Origin of the sequence: Pseudoteredinibacter isoporae, assembly GCF_040372805.1 — a bacterium.
In the GTDB taxonomy this organism is placed as follows: Bacteria; Pseudomonadota; Gammaproteobacteria; order Pseudomonadales; family Cellvibrionaceae; genus Pseudoteredinibacter; species Pseudoteredinibacter isoporae_A.
In genome coordinates this window covers 110,794-132,923 of the sequence record NZ_BAABWJ010000006.1, presented here as the reverse complement: position 1 = coordinate 132,923, position 22,130 = coordinate 110,794, and the positions used below count along the sequence as shown (strand labels likewise).

The 22,130-nt window shown below is 50.5% G+C and carries 19 protein-coding genes; 13 read left to right on the top strand and 6 right to left on the bottom strand.

The window, feature by feature from the left end; genetic code table 11:
• Positions 1-20: 20 nt before the first annotated feature.
• The 3 genes from ABWW03_RS13235 to ABWW03_RS13225 all read right to left on the bottom strand — a co-directional run bounded on the left by ABWW03_RS13235 (position 21) and on the right by ABWW03_RS13225 (position 3,835).
• Positions 21-1,757: a bifunctional diguanylate cyclase/phosphodiesterase gene (locus tag ABWW03_RS13235; RefSeq protein WP_353408822.1), complete on the bottom strand. Its 1,737-nt coding sequence runs from the start codon at positions 1,755-1,757 to the stop codon at positions 21-23.
• Between the two features lie 287 nt (positions 1,758-2,044).
• Positions 2,045-2,992 (bottom strand): MBL fold metallo-hydrolase, encoded by a 948-nt coding sequence (locus ABWW03_RS13230; protein WP_353408820.1) that lies wholly within the window; start codon positions 2,990-2,992, stop codon positions 2,045-2,047.
• Positions 2,993-3,025: 33 nt separating this feature from the next.
• Positions 3,026-3,835: an SDR family NAD(P)-dependent oxidoreductase gene (locus ABWW03_RS13225; protein WP_353408818.1), complete on the bottom strand. Its 810-nt coding sequence runs from the start codon at positions 3,833-3,835 to the stop codon at positions 3,026-3,028.
• Positions 3,836-4,269: 434 nt separating this feature from the next.
• Between ABWW03_RS13225 and fadB the strand changes: the two genes are divergently transcribed.
• Both fadB and fadA read left to right on the top strand, forming a co-directional pair.
• Entirely contained in the window at positions 4,270-6,420 is a 2,151-nt protein-coding gene (gene fadB / locus ABWW03_RS13220) for a fatty acid oxidation complex subunit alpha FadB (RefSeq protein WP_353408816.1), read from the top strand.
• 77 nt (positions 6,421-6,497) lie between these two features.
• On the top strand, positions 6,498-7,673 hold the full coding sequence (fadA, locus tag ABWW03_RS13215; protein ID WP_353408814.1) for an acetyl-CoA C-acyltransferase FadA: 1,176 nt from the start codon (positions 6,498-6,500) through the stop codon (positions 7,671-7,673).
• Positions 7,674-7,753: 80 nt separating this feature from the next.
• Here the strand turns inward: fadA and ABWW03_RS13210 are convergent, their stop codons facing one another.
• The 3 genes from ABWW03_RS13210 to ABWW03_RS13200 form a co-directional block, all read right to left on the bottom strand.
• A complete protein-coding gene (locus ABWW03_RS13210) occupies positions 7,754-7,942 on the bottom strand; it encodes a DUF2783 domain-containing protein (RefSeq protein WP_353408812.1) in 189 nt (62 codons plus the stop codon).
• On the bottom strand, positions 7,932-9,665 hold the full coding sequence (locus ABWW03_RS13205) for an FAD-dependent monooxygenase (RefSeq protein WP_353408810.1): 1,734 nt from the start codon (positions 9,663-9,665) through the stop codon (positions 7,932-7,934). Before ABWW03_RS13205 ends, ABWW03_RS13210 begins: the two co-directional genes overlap by 11 nt.
• Before the next feature lie 100 nt (positions 9,666-9,765).
• Positions 9,766-10,521, bottom strand: coding sequence for a helix-turn-helix transcriptional regulator (locus ABWW03_RS13200; protein ID WP_353408808.1), 756 nt, complete (start codon positions 10,519-10,521; stop codon positions 9,766-9,768).
• 324 nt (positions 10,522-10,845) lie between these two features.
• Here ABWW03_RS13200 and ABWW03_RS13195 point away from each other — a divergent pair, with 324 nt between their 5' ends.
• The 11 genes from ABWW03_RS13195 (at position 10,846) to prmB (ending at position 22,074) form a co-directional block, all read left to right on the top strand.
• Positions 10,846-11,610: a penicillin-binding transpeptidase domain-containing protein gene (locus ABWW03_RS13195; protein ID WP_353408806.1), complete on the top strand. Its 765-nt coding sequence runs from the start codon at positions 10,846-10,848 to the stop codon at positions 11,608-11,610.
• 157 nt (positions 11,611-11,767) lie between these two features.
• On the top strand, positions 11,768-12,271 hold the full coding sequence (locus tag ABWW03_RS13190) for a PaaI family thioesterase (RefSeq protein ID WP_353408804.1): 504 nt from the start codon (positions 11,768-11,770) through the stop codon (positions 12,269-12,271).
• Positions 12,268-12,702 carry a PaaI family thioesterase gene (locus ABWW03_RS13185; RefSeq protein WP_353408802.1) on the top strand — a complete coding sequence of 145 codons (435 nt, stop codon included), beginning with the start codon at positions 12,268-12,270 and terminating at the stop codon, positions 12,700-12,702. Before ABWW03_RS13190 ends, ABWW03_RS13185 begins: the two co-directional genes overlap by 4 nt.
• Before the next feature lie 164 nt (positions 12,703-12,866).
• On the top strand, positions 12,867-14,786 hold the full coding sequence (htpG, locus tag ABWW03_RS13180) for a molecular chaperone HtpG (RefSeq protein ID WP_353408800.1): 1,920 nt from the start codon (positions 12,867-12,869) through the stop codon (positions 14,784-14,786).
• A 159-nt stretch (positions 14,787-14,945) separates the two neighbouring features.
• On the top strand, positions 14,946-15,968 hold the full coding sequence (locus ABWW03_RS13175) for an NAD(P)H-dependent glycerol-3-phosphate dehydrogenase (RefSeq protein WP_353408798.1): 1,023 nt from the start codon (positions 14,946-14,948) through the stop codon (positions 15,966-15,968).
• Between the two features lie 40 nt (positions 15,969-16,008).
• Entirely contained in the window at positions 16,009-16,290 is a 282-nt protein-coding gene (locus ABWW03_RS13170; protein WP_353408797.1) for a DUF4389 domain-containing protein, read from the top strand.
• Positions 16,291-16,399: 109 nt separating this feature from the next.
• Complete coding sequence (gene sixA / locus ABWW03_RS13165; RefSeq protein ID WP_353408796.1) at positions 16,400-16,888, top strand: phosphohistidine phosphatase SixA; 489 nt, start codon at positions 16,400-16,402, stop codon at positions 16,886-16,888.
• 78 nt (positions 16,889-16,966) lie between these two features.
• On the top strand, positions 16,967-17,824 hold the full coding sequence (locus ABWW03_RS13160; RefSeq protein WP_353408795.1) for an alpha/beta fold hydrolase: 858 nt from the start codon (positions 16,967-16,969) through the stop codon (positions 17,822-17,824).
• A 45-nt stretch (positions 17,825-17,869) separates the two neighbouring features.
• The gene (locus ABWW03_RS13155) at positions 17,870-18,772 is read left to right on the top strand and encodes a DUF4892 domain-containing protein (RefSeq protein WP_353408794.1); all 903 of its coding nucleotides are present in this window, start codon (positions 17,870-17,872) and stop codon (positions 18,770-18,772) included.
• Between the two features lie 137 nt (positions 18,773-18,909).
• The gene (locus ABWW03_RS13150; protein ID WP_353408793.1) at positions 18,910-21,000 is read left to right on the top strand and encodes a prolyl oligopeptidase family serine peptidase; all 2,091 of its coding nucleotides are present in this window, start codon (positions 18,910-18,912) and stop codon (positions 20,998-21,000) included.
• 183 nt (positions 21,001-21,183) lie between these two features.
• Positions 21,184-22,074, top strand: a complete 891-nt coding sequence (gene prmB, locus ABWW03_RS13145; protein ID WP_353408792.1) for a 50S ribosomal protein L3 N(5)-glutamine methyltransferase — start codon at positions 21,184-21,186, stop codon at positions 22,072-22,074.
• The last annotated feature ends 56 nt before the right edge of the window (positions 22,075-22,130 follow it).

The window sequence follows — 22,130 nt, the reverse complement described above, 5'->3', positions numbered from 1 at the left end:
AGCTGTGAGCGTCCGAAGAATTATAAAGCGCTCACATTGCTGGCTTGGTTTAATACCAGAGAATTGCCGCTCACTTGTTTCGCGGCCGCTTTGAGTGGCGACAGTGCGCTGGAAATCTCAAAAGCATTGGTAAATTGTTGAGGTGAAATTTCCAAGGCTGCGATGGAAATGCTGGTCAGGGGAAAGAAACGCGTTTCATCATAACGGTCCTTGCATTCAAAACCTCCCGCCTGAACGTGTTCGGGCAAATACAGATCGCGACTGATCGCACTGAAACTTTGACCGACTTGCTTCAAGCGATCGGCCCAGTCCTCACTGTTCCACAGTACCACAAAGTCATCCCCGCCAATGTGCCCAACCGTGTCGTTGCTACTGTTGGCGTGGCTTTTTAAACTTTGGCCCAACGCCAGAATGACTTCGTCACCCTTTGAGAAACCGTACACGTCGTTAAAAGGTTTGAAATTGTCGATATCAAAATGGCACACCACAAACTTACGTTCGGCACTGAGTAACTGTTCCATGCAATCGTTGATAGGAATCAAACCAGGCAGTTGAGTAAGCGGATTCGCATGACGGGCTTGTTTCAATTGCAGTTCCGTCACCTGTTTAAGAAGATCGATGACATGACCAATGCCCAGGAAATGACCTTCATCACAAATAATAAAATCGTCTTCCTGATGGTAGCGAGCGCGAGACGTTACCATGCGGCTGACTTGTTCGATACTAAGCTGGGCGTCGACAACGAGTGGGGTTTTTTCCATCACTGCCGAAATCAGTCGGTTGGCATAGAGATCGCGCCCAAAGGGTTTAGACAGCAAACCTTGCAATCGACTTCGATTGGCAATGCCGGTCACTTTCTTATCTTTAATGACGGCAATAGAGTTAATGCTGGGGCGATTCAAAAACAACTGTACCGTGTCTTCAACAGTATTTTCCTCTGAGACATGTATTGAGTGGATGGCGAGGTTACGGGCATAGATGCCCTGACCGTTACGGCGACCGGCCAGAGATCGGACGACTCGGCTTAAACGAATGGTTGTCGGGGGTCTGGCGGTAGGACGGCAAAAGAAATAGCCCTGTAGGTAGTCGACTTTTAACTGACAGAGGTATTCAAACTCGGATTCAGTTTCAACCCCTTCAGCGATCACCTTGCAATGCATCGACTGAGCTATTTCTACAAAGGAGCGCACAAACTCCTGTTTGGTCGGGTCCGCTTCGATGCCTTCAATAAAATGGCGATCGATTTTTACGAATTCGGGTTTCACTTGGGACCATAATCGCAGTGAAGAGTAACCTGCCCCAAGATCATCAAGAGCAATGGCAAAACCCATTTTTTGATAATATTGAAGGGCATTGATAACGGCATTTTCATCACTGCCAGGATGCTGTTCGGTGAGTTCGATTACGATCTGTTCCGGGCTGATATCAAATTCCGCCAACAGCTCCAGTGTGCGTCCTCTCTGGTGGTCGACTTGCTGGATGGTTTGCGGAGAAACATTGAGAAACAATTTCCCTGGCAAGCCCAAGTCGCAAAATCGCTCAACGGCACGGGCACGGCAGAGATGCTCAATGGCTGTGAGCAGGCCGTGCTGTTGGGCTTGCTCGATTAATTGGGTTGGGGAGTGTAAAACACTGTCTGAAGGCCCTCGACTCAAGGCTTCATAGGCAAAAATTTCACCACTGGTTTTATCGATAATGGGTTGAAACAGACTGTTGACTGACTTCTCAGCAATAATGGTTTGCAATTCGCCACGCATACTTTTTAACTCACGTCGAATAGCTTCATGCTAATAGTGGGCATCCTGCCGACCTACAACCTTCCAATATAAAGATGACAATTTTATGTAAGCCAAAGCATTCGCAGACTTATGGTTCGTTTCTGATTTTACTGTGCCTGTATCGGCCGAGTTGACGCATCTTGAACGGAATCTAATTGCGTAGTGTCGCCAGAGTTTGGCAGTGTCGGCTAAAGGTTCATTGAGGTGGGTAGGGAGGCTTGGGCTCAGCGAGGCTGAGCCCAACGTGAATACCGGTGAGCCGAGGGTCAGCTATTGAGCGCCCAATGTGTTAAACCTTGCGCATTAATTTTATTGTCGAGACCAATCAATGCGTCAATTTCTTCGTCGCTGAGTTGACACTCGCGCTGACGAAGCCGGCTCAGGCTGTCCTGTTGAAGATCCTCTTCAATCTTGTCGAGAGTGTCATTCTGTTTGCGCTGGGCTGCGTAGTCAGCGTAGGTGTCAATTTGCTCAATGAGGTCAGCGGCTAACTGTGGCAGTTGTTCCACCATACCGTAGTGGGTCAGATAGACACGTTGTGGTTTGAGAGACATCAAGCGTTTAATGCTGGCCTTCCAGGCGGGAGGATCGAAGTGTACCGGTGTGCTGGGAGGGAAAATAAAGGCATGCTTGCTGTTCTGGTTCAGCACCGGGTAGGACACCCCAAAGGTATCGCCGGTGAAAATCCCTTTGCTCATCACATCATAAATGCAGAAGTGGTGCCGGGCATGTCCAGGAGTGTCAAGGAATTCAAGTTTTCGATCGCCAAGGTAATGGCTATCACCATCGTTGACGGCGATCACTCGTTCTGCATCGATCGCAATTAAGTCGCCATAAGTGGCGGCAAATATTTCTTCGCCATAGACCGCGATGGTAGCATTCTTGAGTTTTTCTGGATCAACCATATGACGTTCACCGCGAGGGTGAATCAATAACTTGGCGTTAGGGCATTGCGCCATCAAGGTGCCTGCACCACCAGCGTGATCGAGATGCACATGGGTTGGAATGATGTAGCGAAGTTGTTCCAGGCGGATACCCAGCTCGGTTATCGCTTCGATTATGGTAGGAACACAGAGATGCGTTCCTGTTTCCACTAAGGCGGCTTCACCATCTTGCACAATGAGATAGCAGCTGGCCAATCCCGCTCTTCCCATTCCCGTATCTATACAATACACCCCGAAACCCAAATGTTCGGTTGCTAATACTTTTGCCATGCTATAGCTACCTTGATCGTTTGTTTATTCGTTTTATTTTAATTCTTGGCCACCATCAAGCACGTTTTCAGGCATCAAATCCGCAAACTGACGCTGCAGTTTTTGCATGCCGCCTAACCAGCGTTGATAGTCATTGGCTTTATTCTGAAAATACTGCTTCACATTGGGGTGAGGCAGGATTAAAAACTCTTCTTTATCCAGACCTTCGACCACACAGTTGGCAACGGTTTCCGCCGGAAGCATACCATCGATTCCGGCAACGCTGCCATCGCTGCCTGCGGTCATATTCGATTCCACCGCTTGCGGGCAGAGCGCTGAGACTTTGATGCCTTGATGGCCATGGGTGACCGCAAGCCATTCTGCGATCGACAAGGCTGCATGTTTACTGACGGAATAGCTCAAAGAGCCCAGTTGAGTCAGCAGACCGGCCGCCGAGGCGGTGATCAGGAAATATCCGGAGCCGCGCTCCAGCATGCTCGGAAGGGCAGCTCGAGCCGCCCAGATGTGCGATTGCACATTGATATCCCATACTTTTTGGAAATCCGCTTCACTGGTATTCACTCCGCCGAGTCTCAAAATGCCAGCGTTACCACAGAAAAGATCAATCTCTCCGCATTGTTCCAACGTGGTATTCACCAATTGCTGAACGCCTTCTTCAGTACCAATATCGCAAGCTATGGCCTGTGCCATGGGCAGTTCGGCGGCAATGGCATCCAGACTATCACGGTCGATGTCGGCCAGGATCAGATGCTTGGGGGCGTCCTGGGCAAAGCGATAGGCGAGGGCTTTACCGATACCATTGGCGGCACCGGTGATCACGATAACTTTGTCGTTTAACTTCATGGTGTTGGGTCTTCACATTTATTATTTTGCAGATCGGCGGACGCATGCAGGGGCATGGTAGCTAGGTGGCTTTAGCCGCCATTTGGGCTGAGGGCCCTTGAAATCGGGGGATGCGCCCGGAAAATGAACGCCTCTCAGCGAACTTAGAATGTCATAGGCGATTCATATTCCCAACATATCTTGCTGAATAGTGTTAGATTCATCGACGTGATAATACTTGGCGGCGCCATGTTTTAGCCTGGGCTGACGGGCGATGTGCTCGTGCTTTTATGTCAGGCAATGTGGTCGGATTTACCATTGGAGCGTTTTGGGTGAATCCTTAACCTTATGACACCCTAAAGTTGGGCCATGTCGGCGTATCGCATGCACTTTAATGCGGATGATACGACGCGGCGGTTCCAAACTTTATTCCATTCACAAAGTGAGGCTGATAGATGATCTTTTCAGGAAAGGCCATAACGGTAAGCCAGTTAGACAACGGGTTTGCTGAGTTGAATTTCAATCTCGAAGGCGATTCAGTTAATAAATTTAATGCCTTGACCACCGATGAGTTGCGTCAGGCTGCGGAAATCTTGCGTTCTGCTGACAATGTAAAAGGCCTTTTGGTCACCAGTGGTAAAGACGTATTTATCGTCGGTGCTGATATCTCTGAATTTGGTGCCAATTTCTCTGAATCAGAAGAAACTATCGCTGAAGGCGTGTTGGCTACAAACAAAGCCGTTTTCAATGTGATCGAAGATCTGCCATTCCCAAGTGTATGTTGCATTAATGGTTTTGCTCTGGGCGGTGGTCTCGAAATGGCATTGGCTTGCGACTATCGTGTGATGTCTACCGTCGCGAAGGTCGGTTTGCCTGAAACCAAATTGGGTATTATTCCTGGCTTTGGTGGCACGGTTCGTCTACCCCGTTTAATTGGTGCGGATAACGCTATTGAGTGGATTGCTTCCGGTAAAGAGCAAAAGCCTGATGCGGCACTGAAGGCGGGAGCGGTTGATGCCATCGCTGAGCCTGCGAAGCTGAAAGAAGTCGGTCTGGCGATGTTGGAACAGGCCGTTGCTGGCAAACTGAACTACAGTGCCAAGCGTCAAGAAAAACTGGAGCCCTTGAAGCTGAACGACATCGAAATGATGATGAGCTTTGAAACCTCTAAAGCGTTTGTTGCTGGACAAGCGGGCCCACATTACCCCGCACCGGTAACCGCGATTAAGGTTATGCAAAAAGCGGCCAAGCTGGACCGTGATGGTGCATTGGCGGAAGAAGCGAAAGGCATTGCCAAGCTGGCGAAAACCGAAGTGGCCAAGAATTTGGTTGGTTTGTTCCTGGGTGATCAGGAGTTGGCGAAAACTGGTAAGACCTGGGCCAAGAAATCCACTGCCAAAGTTGAAAAAGCAGCGGTACTGGGCGCCGGTATCATGGGTGGGGGTATTGCTTACCAATCCGCTCTGAAAGGGACGCCTATTATCATGAAGGACATCGCGCAAGAAGGTCTGGATTTGGGCCTGAAAGAAGCGAGCAAATTGCTGTCGACTCGCGTGCAGCGTGGCCGTATGACCGCTGAGAAAATGGCGGGCATTCTTAATATGATTGATCCAAGCCTGAGCTACGATGGCATGGAGAACGTCGACATTATTGTTGAAGCGGTTGTAGAGAATCCAAAAGTTAAGCATGCGGTTTTGGCGGAAGTTGAAGGTAAGATGGCAGAAGGCGCGGTACTGACCTCCAACACCTCAACCATCTCCATTAACTACCTGGCAGAAGCCTTGAAGCGCCCTGAAGATTTCTGTGGTATGCACTTCTTCAACCCCGTGCACAAGATGCCGCTGGTTGAAGTTATTCGTGGTGAAAAGACCAACGATGAAGCGGTTGCTCGTACTGTCGCCTACGCACTGGCCATGGGTAAAAAGCCAGTTGTGGTTAACGACTGCCCAGGCTTCCTGGTGAACCGTATTCTGAGTCCTTACATGGGTGCCTTTATGGGCCTGGTGAAGGAAGGCGCTGACTTCGTTCAAATCGATAAAGTGATGGAGAAGTTCGGCTGGCCAATGGGCCCTGCATACTTGTGTGATGTTGTTGGTATCGACACGGGCGTGCACGCCGGTAGCGTAATGCGTGAAGGTTTCCCGACTCGTATGTCGGCGGACTACAAGAGCGCGTCTGAAGTTCTGTTTGAAGCAGGTCGTTACGGTCAGAAGAACGATGCCGGTTACTACAAGTATGAGTTGGATCGCAAAGGCCGTCAGAAGAAAGTCTTCGACGAAAGCGTTTGGGATATTCTGGGCGACAATGTTGACGCGCGTAAAGATTTCGAAGCCGAGACCATTGTTGACCGCTTGATGATTCCTATGTGTCTGGAAGCGGTTCGTTGCCTGGAAGAAGGTATTGCCGATACCGCAAACGACGTCGATATGTCTTTGATTTATGGTGTTGGCTTCCCGCCATTCCGTGGTGGTGCTTTGCACTACATTGATGATATGGGTGTTGCGGAGTTTGTTGCAAAAGCTGATCAGTACGCCGAGTTGGGCGAAATGTATCAGGCAACCGACCGCCTACGCGAGATGGCCAAAAATGGCGAAACTTTCTTTTAAGCTCCGCGCAGTTTAAAAGACCTGAATCCGAACAGTGATTGGCAGGCCAGGCCTGCCAAATAATAGGAGATTAAGACGTGAGCTTAAATCCAAGAGATGCAGTAATTATTGATTTTGGCCGTACCCCAATGGGTCGCTCTAAAAACGGCTGTTTTCGCAATCGTCGCGCGGAAGATATTTCAGCCGATTTGATTAATGGTTTGTTGGCACGTAACCCGCAAGTCGATCCCGCTTTGGTTGAAGACGTGATCTGGGGTTGTGTAAACCAGACCAAAGAGCAGGGCATGAACATTGCCCGTATGGTTTCTTTGATGACCGATATTCCTCACACAGCAGCGGCGCAAACCGTGAGTCGTTTGTGTGGTTCATCTATGTCAGCTCTACATACCGCCGCGCAAGCTATTCAAACTAATAATGGCGATGTGTTCGTGATTGGTGGTGTTGAGCACATGGGGCACGTTGCCATGGATCACGGTGTTGATCCTAACCCACGTTTGGCCAAACATGTGGCGAAAGCTGCGGGTGCTATGGGGTTGACTGCCGAAATGTTGGGCTTAATGCACGGCATGACTCGCGAGCAGCAAGACCAGTTCGCTGAACGCTCCCATCGTCTGGCGCATAAGGCGCGTACTGAAGGCAACTTCAACGATGAGATCATTCCAATCGAAGGTCACGATGCCAATGGCGCACGCGTGCTGGTTGAGCAGGATGAAACAATTCGCCCTGAAACGACCGTTGAAGGCTTGTCTCAGTTGAAGCCGGTCTTCAATCCAAAAGGCGGAACCGTGACTGCGGGTTCTTCTTCCCAGATTACCGATGGTGCTTCGTGCATGATCGTAATGTCTGCGGAAAAAGCTGAAGCGTTGGGCATCAAGCCATTGGCCGTTATCCGTGCCATGGCGGTTGCTGGTGTTGATCCATCTATTATGGGTTATGGTCCTGTTCCATCTACCCAGAAAGCTCTGGAGCGCGCCGGCATCACGATCGACGATATCGATTTTGTTGAGCTGAACGAAGCTTTCGCAGCGCAGGCTCTGCCGGTGTTGAAAGACTTGAACCTGCTGGATTGCATGGAAGAAAAAGTGAACCTGCATGGCGGTGCCATTGCTTTGGGTCATCCATTCGGTTGCTCCGGTGCTCGTATTACGGGTACTTTGCTGAACGTTATGCGTCAGAATGACGGCCGCTATGGTTTGTCGACCATGTGTGTGGGTCTGGGTCAAGGTATCAGCACCATCATTGAGCGTTTGTAAAACGTTTGAAAAGTGTTTGATTGAAAAAGCGAGCCAGTGGCTCGCTTTTTTTATGCCTGAAATTTTGGGAGTAAGAAGATCTACAAATCTTTTTCTGCGATCGCAATGGCGCTTAATACTTGCTCACAATCTCCTAACTGATTGGCCAGTATCAGTGCCAGCTTCGTCAGCATTTTAGTTTCTTTTTCCGGACCGGCTGTGTCGATGGCCTGGTAAAGATGATCGTAAATGGTTTCCAGTGCATCATTGTTCAGCGTTTTATTCAACATGTTGATCTCCACAGGGTGTCAGGCATAGTGTGTTGCGAATGGCTTGGTGAATCCATTGCAGCGGGCTTTCCTCATTATCGCTTGCTTGCCAAATGCCGCTGATGTGTTGGTCGGGGCGTATGAGTAAGAGGCTGTTTTCCCGAATGTCGTAATGCTCAAACAGTGCTCCTTCTTGGTCGGCAATGTGTGAGCCGTGATGCAAGCCTCCGGGTTCACAATGGGTTCCTGTAATCAAAATCGGATGTATTGATACGTTTTCAAGTTCTTGCAGTGCACAGACTTGGCTTAGCTCCGGTTCGCTCTTTTCCTCAGATAGAAAAATCAAAACGGTAAAACCGGCCAGCATGTGATCGTGAAGATACTGGTTGTCGCCAAGCTTGACGTTGGGAGCAACTTCGCCCAGCAGAGGGTGCCCAGTATGAGTGCTGCTGTTGAGTGGACTGTTGTAATAGCGGTGAGGGCGGGAGGTGCGCCAATGCAGTAAGTCTCGAACGAAAGATTCCGTCAGGCTGAGAGACAGAACGGCGTCACGCAGCAAGCGGGCACCTCGAGTTGGAGGCGACATAAAGCGTGTTGACTTCCCGGCTTCTTCGCAAATTTCCCGAGCGGCTTGTACCCGTTCAGTTGAATAACTGCGCAGGAGCTCTGGGCCGGCTATTCCCTGTAGATGCAGCGCTAATTTCCAGGCGAGATTGTTAGCGTCTTGCAGTCCAGTGTTGGCCCCGCGCACGCCGAAAATAGGCAGAAGGTGTGCGGCATCGCCGGCAAACAGTACCCGCTGCTTCTGGTAATCGCTCAGGGTTTTTGTGCTGGCGCTGTAGACCGTGGCCCAGTCTAACTGCCAGGGTACTTCCTGCCCGATCATGGTCAGTATGTTATGGATGCGTTCGGCGAGTTGTTCTTCTTTCAGAGCATGCTCAGGGCTTTCACCCTCGGGGAGTCGGAAGTCCAGGCGCCAAATACCTTCAGGTTCTCGGTGCACTAATACATTGTTGCCTGGACTCCAGGGGGGATCAAAATAACAGAGGCGTTCGGTCGGTAATTTGATATCAGCTTTGATATCGGCGATCACGAAATTGCCGGTATACGCTTCACCCTCCATGCGCAACTTGAGCAGCTTGCGAAGTGTTGAACGTCCGCCATCGGCGGCAACTACCCAGGGGGCTCGGTATTCCTGTTCGCCGTCTTCATCGCAGATCGTCAGAGTTGCCTCGCTATCGCTTTGTTGAATGCCCGTAACCTTGTGGCCCCAATGAATATGAATCAGTGGATTTTTTTCAGCGGCTTCTACCAGGAATTGTTCAATGTATTGTTGTTGGATATTCGTGCCTGGCCCGAAGCGCTCGTGTTCGCTGTGGGGCATCTGCATTTGATAGACCTCTTGTCCGCGATAATAAGAGCGCCCCATGCTCCAGCTCAGCCCTTTTTCAACAAAAGCTTGATCGCAGCCCAGCATTTGAAGGATCTGCATGGAGCGTCGGGTCAAGACAATGGCGCGGCTACCGTGACTGACCTGTCGTTCAGCTTCAATGATTCTTGAGGCAACGCCAAAACGAGCCAAATCCAATGCTGTGGCTAAACCCACCGGGCCAGCACCAACGATCAACACTTCCTGGCGGGTGTTACTGTCTATTTGAGAGGGCAATGGCTCAACTGGGTACACCTTATAAGGGTAAAAAATCGAAGGGTGCGGCTCAGCGTTGGGGGCATGCGTGTTTGACATGATCGGTACTCCTTAGCGTATGGAGAAAGCTTAGGTCAGGTCGGCATGATTTGTCTGTCACCCCAAGGGATGACAAAGGTGAATAAAGATGAATAGGGATTCAGGACGAACCGCTTCCCAGATAAATGGCGAACAGCTCGGCCTGGCTGCTCAGCTGCAGTTTTTCATAGGCCCGACGCCGAAACGTACGGGCAGTATTAATGCTGACCTCCAAGATCAGAGCGATAGCCTCGTTGCTGTGCCCGGTGACGATCAAGCTGCAGGTGCGGGCCTCGCGTGGTGATAAAGCGGCGGGGTGTTGGCTGAAGAACTCTTCGAGCTTGTCCTGTTGGAGCTTTGTGCTGCCGTGATCGCTGGGTAATAGCTGTTGATGCTTATCGAGGAGAGCGGAGGCATAAGTGGCGGCTTGTTGGCAGCGTTGGAGCTCGGTTTGATTGAAAGAGTCTCTTCCTTTACAGCGGTACAGATTGATGTAATAACAGCGCTCACCCCGCTGGCTCAGGATAAATACTTTTTCCTGGAGATCCGCTTCTTCAAAAAACAAGCGCCGGTATTGACCTTGATCCATCGTTTGGGTGCTGATTTGAGCCACAATGCCAGTATCGCTTTGTTTCAGTTGCTGAAGTTGCTCATCACCTCGATACATGGATTCGCTGTACAAATCACAGAGACGTTTGATGAGCTCCGGATCATTGGGTCGAGCGGAAACCAGAGTGCGAGGGGCCTGGCCGGGTTTGAGCTCCCAGGCTGTACATTGATCAAGTAACAGCAAGCGAATCCAGAAATCATAAAATTTCTGGGAAAAGTGATCGCTTCCAAGGCTGCTAATCAGCTGGCTTTGAAAATCGAAGTCCATAGTTGCTGAACCATATCGGTGGCGATTTTTTACAAAAGTGCTGGCACTTTTCAGGTCTTGTTCTTGTCGTATACACGATACCGGCGATGATCGACTGAGACAAGATGGCAATCGCCGCTTGGCATTTCTGAGAAAGTGGAGCTATCGCTGGGTAGAAGCGTGTAAATTAAGGTGTTTGAGCGGTGGTATCCCTTAGCTAAGGTAACAATCGCTTTTTTTAACAGTGAAATAATGATGTCGACATCCAAGCCTTGCGTGTATTTGTTTGTATTATTGGCCTTTGTTTTATTCTCGGGCACCGCTCTTCCAGGGTTTGCCCAAAAGATGAATTCAAGCTGTGATGAAGATTGCAGTTTTGTACTGCTCAATGAAGAAGAGGGCAAATTTCATTTTGTGAATCGGTCGCGTGCGGAGACTCGTTTTACCCCTTACTCGAGTTTTAAGATTGCCAACACTTTGATCGCTATCGAAACCGGGCAATGGAACGATGTGTCTCAGACATTTTCGGTGAATACCTCGGCTTATCCCATTGAATCATGGTGGCCCAAGCGTTGGTATCAAGCGCCGCTTACCTTGCGTGAAGCCTTTCATGCCTCGGCTTTGCCCATTTATCGTCAGCTGGCTGTGGATATTGGTGAGGTAGCAATGGAACGTGTCCTCAGCGGTTTTCAGTATGGTAATAGCGACATCAGTTCTGGTCTGGATGATTTCTGGTTGAACGGCAGCTTGCAAATCAGTGCGGTTGAACAAGTGTGCTTTCTACGGCGTTTGGCGCGCAGGGAATTGCCTTTGAAGGCTAAGAGTTTTGCCGCAGTTGAGACCATTATGGAAGTGGATCTGGATCAAGAACCCAACTGGTTTGCTGACGAGTTTACAGGCCAGGCGGGAAACGTCAGGTTGTTTGCCAAAACCGGTGCCGGGCCAATCTCTAAGGGTCGGTTTATTGGTTGGTACGTTGGCTATGTCCAAAACGCGGAGGGTAACCATTACTTTGCCTTGAACGTCGAAGCGGATAGTTTCAAGGCGCTACAGGGCGCACGCAAGGCCAAGGTACTTCAGCAGTTGAAAGCATTTAAGGTGCTGAAGTAAATAGTAGAGTGGCGTTGATACCGGCTGCTCTTACGAAAGAGAGCGAGTAACGCGGATATTCTGTATTGGGGCTGTGACCTAAAAGTGGCTATACTCACAGCTTACCGTCGCTGGCTTTTCTCCGCTGGCAACGACAATCACAGAATAGAAGGTGTGTATGGCGGTCGATATTGTATTGGTAAAAAAACTGTCCAAGTTGATGGTCTCGGCTAACAAGGGGGATCATTTCCACCAGTTGGGTTTGGGGTTCACCCATCTGGAAACTGGGGCCTGTGAAATGTGCTTGCCCTACAGTGAACGCTTGGTTGGCAACCCGGATACCGGTGTGGTGCACGGGGGGGCCATTACCGCCTTGTTGGATACCTGTTGCGGCATGGCTTGTGCCACGGTGTTGGAAGATGTTGGTTTGACACCCACTATGGATTTACGCATCGATTATATGGGGGTCGCGGAACCGGGCCAGGACATCTATGCCCGAGCGGATGTTTACCGCAGTTCCCAGAGTGTTCTTTTTGCGCGTGGGCGCGCTTATACCAAAGGGCAGGAAGACAGACCCGTCGCGCATTGCGTTGCCAACTTTATTCGCCTTGATGACGAGGTGCTGAAAAACCTGAGCGAGCAGTTTAAGCCGTTTCTGGAAGCCGTGGAGGTGGATTTATGAGCGCAATATCAGAAGCTTGCAAGAAGGCCCGTGAGGAATGGAAACCAGAACTGATTATTGAGCAGATTCCCTATGCCAAGTTGCTTGGTATCGAAACGCTTATGATGGGGGACGAGCTGTTTTATGTGTTGCCGCCCAGTAAGGGGAATGTGGGTAATCCGACACTGCCAGCCTTACACGGTGGGGCCATTGGTGGCTTTTTGGAATTCGCGGCCAGTCTGCACTTGATGATGACTCTGCCTACCCAGGTGACCCCGAGGGTAGTGGATATTTCGGTTGATTATGTGCGCCCCGGTCGCCTGGAGCCGCTGTATGCTTTGTGTACAGTAGTGCGCCAGGGTCGCAAGTTGGTGAACGTGTCGGTCAACTGCTGGCATCGCTCCCGTGATGAAAGCGTTGCGACGGCAAGAGGACATTTTTTAGTCGATTAGCCGCCTTTCCCTCAGCCTGGGGCCGAGCGCCCCCGGGCTATCCCTCCTGCAAGCCAATATTGTCGAAAAAGCTTCCGCTATTCCCCTTTAAAAGTTGAGATTGGCCCCCATAACTGGGTCTATGCACCCCAGTGGTGGACCGACTGACCAAGGAGAATGCTTAGATGAGCGTTGATGCACAAAAACAAACCATGGGATTCCAGACAGAAGCCAAGCAGCTGCTGCACCTGATGATCCACTCTTTGTATTCCAATAAGGAAATCTTCCTGAGGGAATTGGTATCGAATGCTTCAGACGCGGCCGACAAACTGCGCTTTTTAGCCCTGTCGAACGGCGATCTGTATGAAAACGACGCCAACCTGAAAATCCGTGTTGATTTTGATAAAGACGCCAAAACGCTCACCATTGCGGATAACGGTATTGGCATGAATCGCGACGATGTGGTCGAGCATTTGGGGACCATTGCAAAATCCGGGACGGCCAGCTTTCTGTCCAATCTTTCCGGTGACGAAAAGAAAGATTCCCAATTGATCGGTCAATTTGGGGTAGGCTTTTATTCCGCTTTCATTGTTGCGGATAAAGTAGAAGTCTTTTCCCGTAAGGCGGGCGAGGCCAATGATCAAGGTGTGCATTGGGAATGCGATGGGGAAGCTGAATTCAGTGTTGAATCCATCGAGCGTTCTGAACGTGGCACCAGCGTTGTTTTGCATCTGAAAGATGATGCGGTTGAGTTTGCTGACGGCTGGCGTTTGCGTTCCGTTATTAAGAAGTATTCGGATCATATTTCCCTGCCAGTTGAGATGCTGAAGCAGGACATGCCTGCGATGGATGAAGAGGGCGAAGAGAAAGAAGCGGCGCCAGTGGAATACGAAGTCATTAACACGGCCACCGCTCTCTGGACTCGTTCGCGCAGCGAAGTCAGTGAGGAAGAATACAAAGAGTTTTACAAGCACATCTCCCACGATTTTGCTGACCCGGTTAAGTGGAGTCACAATCGAGTGGAAGGCAAGTTGGACTACACCAGTTTGCTATACATTCCAGCCAAAGCTCCCTTTGATATGTACAACCGCGATGCTGCCCGTGGCTTGAAGTTGTATGTGCAACGCACTTTTATCATGGATGATGCGGAACAGTTTCTGCCGATGTATTTGCGCTTTGTGAAGGGTGTTGTCGATTCCAATGACTTGTCCTTGAACGTTAGCCGCGAGATTCTACAGAAAGACCCGAACATCGATGCCATGCGTTCAGCGCTAACCAAGCGTGTGTTGGATACCCTGAGCAAAATGGCGAGCAAGGAGCCTGAGCAGTACGCTGAGTTCTGGACGGAATTTGGTCAGGTGTTGAAAGAAGGCCCGGCTGAAGATTTCGCCAATAAAGAAAAAATTGCGAAACTGTTCCGTTTTGCCAGTACCCACACCGATAAGGCTGATCAAGATCAGTCTCTGGAAGATTATGTGGGGCGCATGCAAGAAGGTCAGGACAAAATTTATTATGTTGCGGCCGAGAATTTCAACACGGCGAAAAACAGCCCGCATCTGGAGGTGTTCCGCAAAAAAGGCATTGAGGTGCTGTTGCTGAGTGATCGAGTGGATGATTGGCTGATGAGTCATATGATGGACTTTGACGGCAAATCCTTCCAGGACGTAGGTAAGGGCGCATTGGACCTGGGTGAGTTGGAAAGCGATGAAGATAAAAAAGCCCAGGAAGAATCTGAGAAGCAATTTGAGTCCCTGATCGAACGCGCCAAAGAGGCGCTGAAAGATCGCGTGGATGATGTGCGCATCACACACCGTTTGACCGATTCCCCGGCCTGTCTGGTGGTGAACGAGCAGGATATGGGAGCCCAGATGCGTCGCTTGCTTGAGCAAGCTGGCCAAGCCGTGCCGGACAGCAAGCCAAACCTGGAGCTCAATCCTGAACATCCATTGGTTGCCAAGCTGGATCAGGAGTCCGATGAAGATCGCTTTGCGGATCTAGTAGGTATTCTGTTTGATCAAGCCAATCTGGCCGAGGGCGGTCAATTGGACGATCCGGCCAATTATGTGCAAAAGCTGAATAAACTTTTATTAGAACTCAGCCACTAAGTTGTTATAGTGAACGAGTCACAGGAACATAAACGTGTGTCCTGTGATTCGTGTTTAATCGCTTTCTGAACGCTTTTTGACAGAAGTTTCTGTCATAAGGTTGTCTTTGAAGGTGTTGACGAAACAATAACAATTCCAATCGATAAAGGTTTCAGGCGCATGACAAATCCACAGCAGGTCGCGGTTCTCGGTGGTGGCAGTTTCGGTACGGCAATTGCCAATATCGCAGCCAGTAACGGCCACAAAACCTATCAGTGGATGCGCAATAAGGCGCGTGCTGAGAAAGTTCAGCTGGCGCGTGAAAACAGTGAGTATCTACCCGGTTATCTGCTCAGTGACAATCTAACGGCCTGTGCTGACTTACAAGAAGCCGTGGGCTCTGCCGATGTGGTTTTTATTGCCATTCCCAGTAAGTCTTTTCGAGAAGTCGCCCGTTTGGTGGCGCCCATGTTAAAAACGGGCACCATGGTAATCAGCACCACGAAAGGAATTGAGCCCAGTGGCTTCACCTTGATGAGTCAGGTGCTTGAGCAGGAATTGAACGATGCACGTATCGGTGTCTTAAGCGGCCCAAATTTTGCGAAGGAAATTGTTGCTCATCAGCAAACCGGCTCGGTAATCGCCAGTGAAGACGAAGCGCTGATTAGTTGTATTCAAGAGCTACTCTGTTCCAATACTTTTCGCTTGTACGCCAACAGTGACCGTTATGGTGTCGAGCTGGGTGGGGCGCTTAAAAATATCTACGCCATCGTGACGGGGTTAGCAACGGCCTTGGGCTGCGGTCATAATACGATCGCCATGTTGTTGACGCGCGCTCTCGCGGAAATGGGGCGGTTTGCAAAACATATGGATGCTGATCCCATGACTTTTTTGGGACTGGCCGGTGTCGGCGATCTGATTTTGACCTGTACTTCCGATCTCAGTCGTAACTACCGTTTGGGTATGGCGATTGCGCACGGGCAATCCCTGGAACAGGCCGAGGCGGATATTGGCCAGGCGGTAGAAGGGGTCAATACCCTCAGGTTAGTGAAGCAAAAAGCCGACGAGCTCGGTGTGTATATGCCGCTGGCCAGTGCGTTGCACGGCATTTTGTTCGAAGATTACAGCATTGCCGATGTCGCCGATAAACTCATGGGCGGCGAACAAAATACCGACGTTGAGTACTCTCAAAAAAACCTTTAGTATCTTTTCACACTCTTGCTAAACCTGCGAAGGAGTTTCCATGAGTGATTCACACATGCCCCAGAAGTATTCTTTACTGGGCCCCGAAATCTGGATTCGGCTAGCTTTTATGGTGGTTTATGCCATTGTTTTGAAGCTAGTGTTGTTGGTTTTGGGAATCGTTGCTGTCGTGCAATTTTTTATTGTTCTTATTCAGGGACAGGCAAACACAGCAATGGTTGAGTTTTCTGAATCTTGTGCCCAGTTTGTATTGCAAAGCTGGCGTTTTTTGACGTTTGTCAGCGAAGATAAACCTTTTCCCTTTCGAGATTGGCCAGCCTAATAATATTGAATACGTTTCCGTGTTTGTAAGGGGCCTGTCAATAGCTTGTATTAAGCGGCTTCATTGAAAGGAATCGGGAAAACATTGGAACAGGAATGGGACTCGCCTTATGCGTTTGTTTATTTTACGGCACGGTCAAGCCTCCTACCAGGCGGCAAGCGATGCTGAGCGCGAACTCACCGAGCGTGGCCGGCTTGAAACGGCGCAGATCGTGCAAGAGCATCTTGTATCCTTAGAATATCCGCCGGCAATCGTCAGCAGTCCCTATGTGCGAGCACAGCAAACGGCCTTAATCGCCGCGCAAGAACTGGGTTTGGATAAAAGTGAAACCGACGCGATTGAGCAATCGCCCTGGTTGGAATTACGTTCTGAGAGTGCACCGGAACAAACCATTGCCCGCATTGAACAGTGGTTTGCGCAGCAGCCGACTCGTGATTTACTGTGTGTCAGCCATCAGCCGCTCGTAGGGCAGGTGACGAATATTCTGGCGGGCTTAACGCCCGGTCGACACATGATGGGCACCAGTGCGCTGGCGTGTCTGGAGGGTGATGATTGTTTGCCCGCTTGTATGGATTTGCTTGCATTGCATCAACCGTAGTACCCGCCCAGGTTTCAAGGTTCAAACGCGTGCCGACGAAATATTCGCACGACGTCAACACATTCAGGAGTAACAGCATTGCAGGAAGAACGCGGACGGGATATTCATTTTGACGTTTTTGATCGAGTGGTCGCCGCTCAGGAATGGGGAAAGCCCGGTGGCCGCAAAGTGTTGGCGATTCACGGTTGGTTGGACAACAGCGCCAGTTTTGCGCCGATGACACAACACCTGGAGGATGTGCACTTTATTGCACTGGATACTGCCGGTCACGGTCACAGCTCCCATATCGCACCGGGGCTTGCCTACAATATCTGGCAGGATATCGGTGACATCTTCGCAATTGCCGACAGCCTGGGCTGGCAGGAATTCAATATAGTCGGCCATTCCCGTGGCGCGATTATTGGTGCCTTGGCGGCGGGTACTTTTCCTGAGCGTATTCTGGGTTTGGGTCTGATTGATGCTTTGGCCCCTGGCCCCGTGGCGGCAGAAGACACGCCGGGCCAATTGGCTAAATCGATTCTCGATGTTGCGCGCCGACAGGATAAGGCGACGTCAGTATTTAATGATGTGGAAACGGCGATTGCGGCCAGGCAAAAAGGGCTGCATACCATCTCAAGTGAGGCGGCGCGGTTGATTGTTGAACGAGGCATCAAACCGGTTGCTGGCGGGTATACTTGGAGCAGTGATCCGAGACTGATGTCGGCTTCGGCATTGAAATTGGGACAACAACAGATTGAAGCCTTCTTTGATCGAATTTCGGCGCAATGCTGTTTGATTGCGGCCAGCGAAGGCTTACAGAAGTACATTGCCAAGCAAGAAGGGCTGCTGCGTCGCATCCAGCATATTGAACGGCATTCCTTTGAGGGCGGCCACTTTTTGCACATGGAATCCCAACAGAAGGACATCGCTCAACTGATGGATGCTATCCTAGGCTAATCACTTACAGGCTCACGGGAGCCCGACAGTGCAACAAGGAATATTATGAGTGTATCGAGTAAGGTGTTCTTAGTGCTTGTCTGTATGGCCATGGTCAGTGCTTTGTCGGCCACTAGGCTCCATGCGAAAGCTTGGCCGGAAAGTGATGTAAAAGCCAAGCGCGTGATTTATGAGCAGCAGCAAACGCGCGAAGATTGGGTGTTACCCTTGGGGCCGATTGAGCGAGTCGATGGCCTCTGGCAGCCAGAGCAGTCTCGTGAATTTGCGGGGGATTTGCAGCGCCGAACCTTGGAATTCGATCCTGAACAGAGTGAATCGGCGGTATATGCGGCGTATCGTGAGTCATTAGTGGCGCAAGGGGCGCAAACTCTCTTCAGTTGTCAGGGGCGTGACTGTGGGCGCAGTAATAACTGGGCCAATCGCTTTTTCGGCATATATCAATTGTACGGCCGTGAAGATTCCCAGCGCTTGAGCAGCTTCCGTTGGCGTTCTGGCGGGAAAGAGCACTTTGCCTTGTTGTATCTGGTGCGCCGGGGGAATCAGCGTATTTACTTACAGCAGGAATGGTTGAGCCGCGCGGCGTCAGATCAGAGCGCGCCGGTGTTGGCCAGCGCTGAGGAATTGTGGAAGCAATGGCGGGCGAGTGGTGTCTTGCGCTTAAGCCAGAGCGCAGGGCAGTTGGATGAGAACGGTCAGTTGACCGCAGAGTGGACGAGGCTGATCACGGAGGTGTTGCATGCCCATCCGACACAACAATTGGATGCGGTGGCTCATCACTATGATTCGACTCAAGCCGAGGCCATGGCCGGAAGCATGTTGAACCACGTCAAAACGGCGCTCGTGCAGGCAGGTATTGCTGGACAACGGGTGCAAACACACAATCTTGCCGATCTGGCACCCTTGAAATCCCGCCCCGAGAGCGCACGTTTGGACTTATTGTTGCGTTAATCTCAAATTTCACTCGCCCTGGCGTGCTCGGTCTCCCGAGCCGCTTCTGAATCCGGTCTTCAACTGAGGGTTGGGGCCTGTCCCTCGTTTTTATTTATTGTAGGCAAAAAAACGATAACTTCGGAAGCGAGAACGTTATGAATAAACACCTTGGGGCTGTACTCGCCTTTGGCGTAAGCACACTCTCTGCCAGTGTATCCCTGGCGGCTGAAAAAGACCCGTTTATGTGGTTGGAAGAGGTTGAGGGCGAAAAGCAACTGGCCTGGGTCGCAGAAAAGAACAAGCGTTCTTTGGCGGACATCAAACAATATCCAGGCTTTCAGGGGCTGGTAGACAATGCTCTGGAAGTTCTGAACAACAAAGACCGCATCCCCTATGCGAGTCGCAACGGTAACTACTACTACAATTTCTGGCGTGATTCCGATAACCCCCGTGGTTTGTATCGCCGCGCGACCCTGAGTGAATACAAAAAAGACAAGCCAAAGTGGGAAACCGTTTTGGATATTGATGCACTGGGTAAAAAAGAAGACGTGAACTGGGTTTACAAAGGCATGAACTGCCTGCAACCCGAATACACCCGTTGTATGGTGGCTTTGTCTCGTGGTGGCGCCGATGCGGTTGAGTACCGTGAATTTGATTTGGAAAAGGCTGAGTTTATTCAAGGGGGGTTATACCTTCCCGAGGCTAAGTCTGATATTGAGTGGTTGGATAAAGACACTCTGATTGTTGGCACTGATTTTGGCGATGGTAAAAGCCTGACCGATTCCGGTTATCCCCGTGTTTTGAAAATGTGGCATCGCGGCAAAGGGTTTAAAAACGGTAAGACCGTTTATGAAGCTGAGCAGGCTTCGGTGTCTGCACGTGCTTATACCTTAGGCAAGGGCAAAGAAACTACGGTATTTATTAACGATGCGACGGATTTTTATAACGCCACTACCTACGTGTACGCCGATGAAAAACTGACAGCCGTTGATATTCCCAGCGATTCCGATGTGGAAGGTCTGTTCAAAGGCAATGTGTATTTGTTGCTGAAGTCTGATTGGAAGCACAATGGAAAGCGCTTCAAGCAGGGTTCGTTGTTGTACTCCAGTCTTGCCGACATTAAAGCGGGTAAGGCCAGTTTCAAATTATTCCAAGCGCCGTCCGAAGGGAAAACCATCAAAGGTGTTGCCTTTACCAAGAACAGTTTGCTGATCAGCTGGTTGGACAATGTGCGCAGCTCAGTGGTTCGTTATACCCCAGCTAAAGATGGCAAGTGGAGCGAGCACCGCCTGGAGTTAGACGACAAAGCGGTTGTGGGGCTGGTGGATGTCGATGACCGTTATGAAGATTTCCTGGTTAGCTATTCCAGCTTTATTGAGCCGTCTACCCTGTACTTGTTCAATGAAGGCAAAACAGGTAAAGAGAAAGTCAAATCATCGCCGTCCATGTTTGATGGTGAGCGTTTCAAAGTTGAGCAGTTTAAAGCAACCTCAAAAGACGGTACTCAGGTTCCTTACTTTGTCGTGATGGATAAACAACTGAAGTTCAACGGCAAAAATCCCACATTGCTGTATGGCTACGGTGGTTTCGAAATTTCTCTGCTGCCACGTTACTCTGCAACCATCGGTAAGAACTGGCTAGAGCAGGGCGGTGTGTATGTGTTGTCGAACATTCGCGGTGGTGGTGAGTTTGGCCCAGCTTGGCATCAGGCGGCTTTGAAAGAAAATCGCCATAAAGCCTATGAAGACTTTGAGGCGATTGCTGAAGATTTGATTGCTCGCAAGATCACCTCTCCCAAGCATCTGGGGATTCAAGGGGGAAGCAATGGTGGTCTGTTGATGGGGAACGCCTTTACCCGTCGTCCCGATCTGTATAACGCCGTGGTTTGTCAGGTTCCTTTGTTAGACATGAAGCGTTACAACAAGCTGCTGGCTGGTGCGAGCTGGATGGCCGAGTACGGTAATCCTGACATTGCGGAAGAATGGGACTTTATCAAGACTTTCTCGCCCTATCACAATGTCAGCAAGGATACGAAGTATCCGAAAGTGTTCTTTACCACATCAACCCGCGACGATCGTGTGCACCCGGCGCATGCCCGTAAGATGGTTGCACTGATGGAAAGCCAGGGGCACGATGTGCTGTACTACGAAAACATCGAAGGTGGTCACGCCGGTGCGGCGGACATCAAGCAGCGAGCAGAGCTCAGCGCACTGGCCTACGCTTACTTGTTGTCACAGCTGAAATAATCCAATCTCGCAGAGAGATACCCAAGGGCTGCCTGGCAGCCCTTTTTTGTGCCTGGGCGTTGAGTATGTAGGGTGCAGTGGCAGGGCGTGTTCGAGTGTCAGGCGGGCCCTATGCGCTCTATTGCCCGGATTCTATTTCCCGTACAATAGCGCCTCTTTGAATTTGAAGGAAAGCGCTGCCCCATGGCTGTTGAACAAGATCTACACACCATCCGAGACTATATTCGCTGGGGAGCTTCCCGTTTCAGTGATGCTGAGCTGTATTTCGGACACGGTACGGATAATGCCTGGGATGAAGCCACAGCGTTGGTACTGCAGAGTTTGCACCTACCCTGGGACATCGATAAGGACAGCCTGTCGGCGCGCCTTAGTATGGCGGAGCGAAGCGTGCTGGTCGAGCGCATCGAGCGCCGCGTGAATGAGCGTATTCCAGTGGCGTATTTAACTGGCCAGGCCTATTTCTGTGGTTTGTCGTTTGCTGTTAATGAACAGGTTTTGGTGCCACGTTCCCCCATTGCCGAGTTGATTGAGCAGGGGTTTCATCCCTGGCTGCATGAGGCGCCTAACCGAGTTTTGGATCTGTGTACTGGAAGTGGCTGTATTGGTATCGCCTGTGCCTATGCCTTCGAGTGGGCTGAAGTCGATCTGAGTGATATTTCCCCGGCGGCTGTTCAGATGGCAGAAAAGAACATAGCCCGTCATCAGCTGCAGGACCGTGTTCGGGCGGTAGAAAGTGATTTATTTGCAGGCTTGAAAGGGGAGCGTTACGATTTGATCGTCAGTAATCCGCCGTATGTGAATGCGGAAGATTTGGCCAGTATGCCCGACGAGTATCAACAAGAGCCTGAAATTGCTCTGGGCTCGGGTGAGGACGGTCTGGATTTTACCCGTCGCTTGCTGAATGAAGCCGCTGAACATTTGAACGATGGTGGGGCCTTGCTCGTGGAAGTGGGTAATAGTTGGCCCGCCCTTGAAAAGGCTTTCCCGCAGCTGCCTTTCACCTGGATTGAGTTTGAACGAGGTGGCCACGGCGTTTTTCTGTTGTTTAAAGAACAGCTTGTCGAACTTTCGTAATCGGCTTTGGGGCCGCTGGGTATACGTTTTTAACAAGATATTACAATGACAAGCCC

Excerpts from the sequence above, each read along its gene's own strand:
- prmB (WP_353408792.1), top strand. The coding sequence starts at position 21,184 with ATGGCTGTTGAACAAGATCTACACACCATCCGAGACTATATTCGCTGG.
- ABWW03_RS13235 (WP_353408822.1), bottom strand. The coding sequence starts at position 1,757 with ATGCGTGGCGAATTGCAAACCATTATTGCTGAGAAGTCAGTCAACAGT.
- ABWW03_RS13205 (WP_353408810.1), bottom strand. The coding sequence starts at position 9,665 with ATGTCAAACACGCATGCCCCCAACGCTGAGCCGCACCCTTCGATTTTT.
- ABWW03_RS13170 (WP_353408797.1), top strand. The coding sequence starts at position 16,009 with ATGAGTGATTCACACATGCCCCAGAAGTATTCTTTACTGGGCCCCGAA.
- ABWW03_RS13190 (WP_353408804.1), top strand. The coding sequence starts at position 11,768 with ATGGCGGTCGATATTGTATTGGTAAAAAAACTGTCCAAGTTGATGGTC.
- ABWW03_RS13210 (WP_353408812.1), bottom strand. The coding sequence starts at position 7,942 with ATGTTGAATAAAACGCTGAACAATGATGCACTGGAAACCATTTACGAT.
- ABWW03_RS13150 (WP_353408793.1), top strand. The coding sequence starts at position 18,910 with ATGAATAAACACCTTGGGGCTGTACTCGCCTTTGGCGTAAGCACACTC.
- ABWW03_RS13200 (WP_353408808.1), bottom strand. The coding sequence starts at position 10,521 with ATGGACTTCGATTTTCAAAGCCAGCTGATTAGCAGCCTTGGAAGCGAT.
- ABWW03_RS13155 (WP_353408794.1), top strand. The coding sequence starts at position 17,870 with ATGAGTGTATCGAGTAAGGTGTTCTTAGTGCTTGTCTGTATGGCCATG.
- ABWW03_RS13195 (WP_353408806.1), top strand. The coding sequence starts at position 10,846 with ATGAATTCAAGCTGTGATGAAGATTGCAGTTTTGTACTGCTCAATGAA.
- ABWW03_RS13230 (WP_353408820.1), bottom strand. The coding sequence starts at position 2,992 with ATGGCAAAAGTATTAGCAACCGAACATTTGGGTTTCGGGGTGTATTGT.
- sixA (WP_353408796.1), top strand. The coding sequence starts at position 16,400 with ATGCGTTTGTTTATTTTACGGCACGGTCAAGCCTCCTACCAGGCGGCA.
- htpG (WP_353408800.1), top strand. The coding sequence starts at position 12,867 with ATGAGCGTTGATGCACAAAAACAAACCATGGGATTCCAGACAGAAGCC.
- ABWW03_RS13185 (WP_353408802.1), top strand. The coding sequence starts at position 12,268 with ATGAGCGCAATATCAGAAGCTTGCAAGAAGGCCCGTGAGGAATGGAAA.
- fadB (WP_353408816.1), top strand. The coding sequence starts at position 4,270 with ATGATCTTTTCAGGAAAGGCCATAACGGTAAGCCAGTTAGACAACGGG.
- ABWW03_RS13175 (WP_353408798.1), top strand. The coding sequence starts at position 14,946 with ATGACAAATCCACAGCAGGTCGCGGTTCTCGGTGGTGGCAGTTTCGGT.
- ABWW03_RS13225 (WP_353408818.1), bottom strand. The coding sequence starts at position 3,835 with ATGAAGTTAAACGACAAAGTTATCGTGATCACCGGTGCCGCCAATGGT.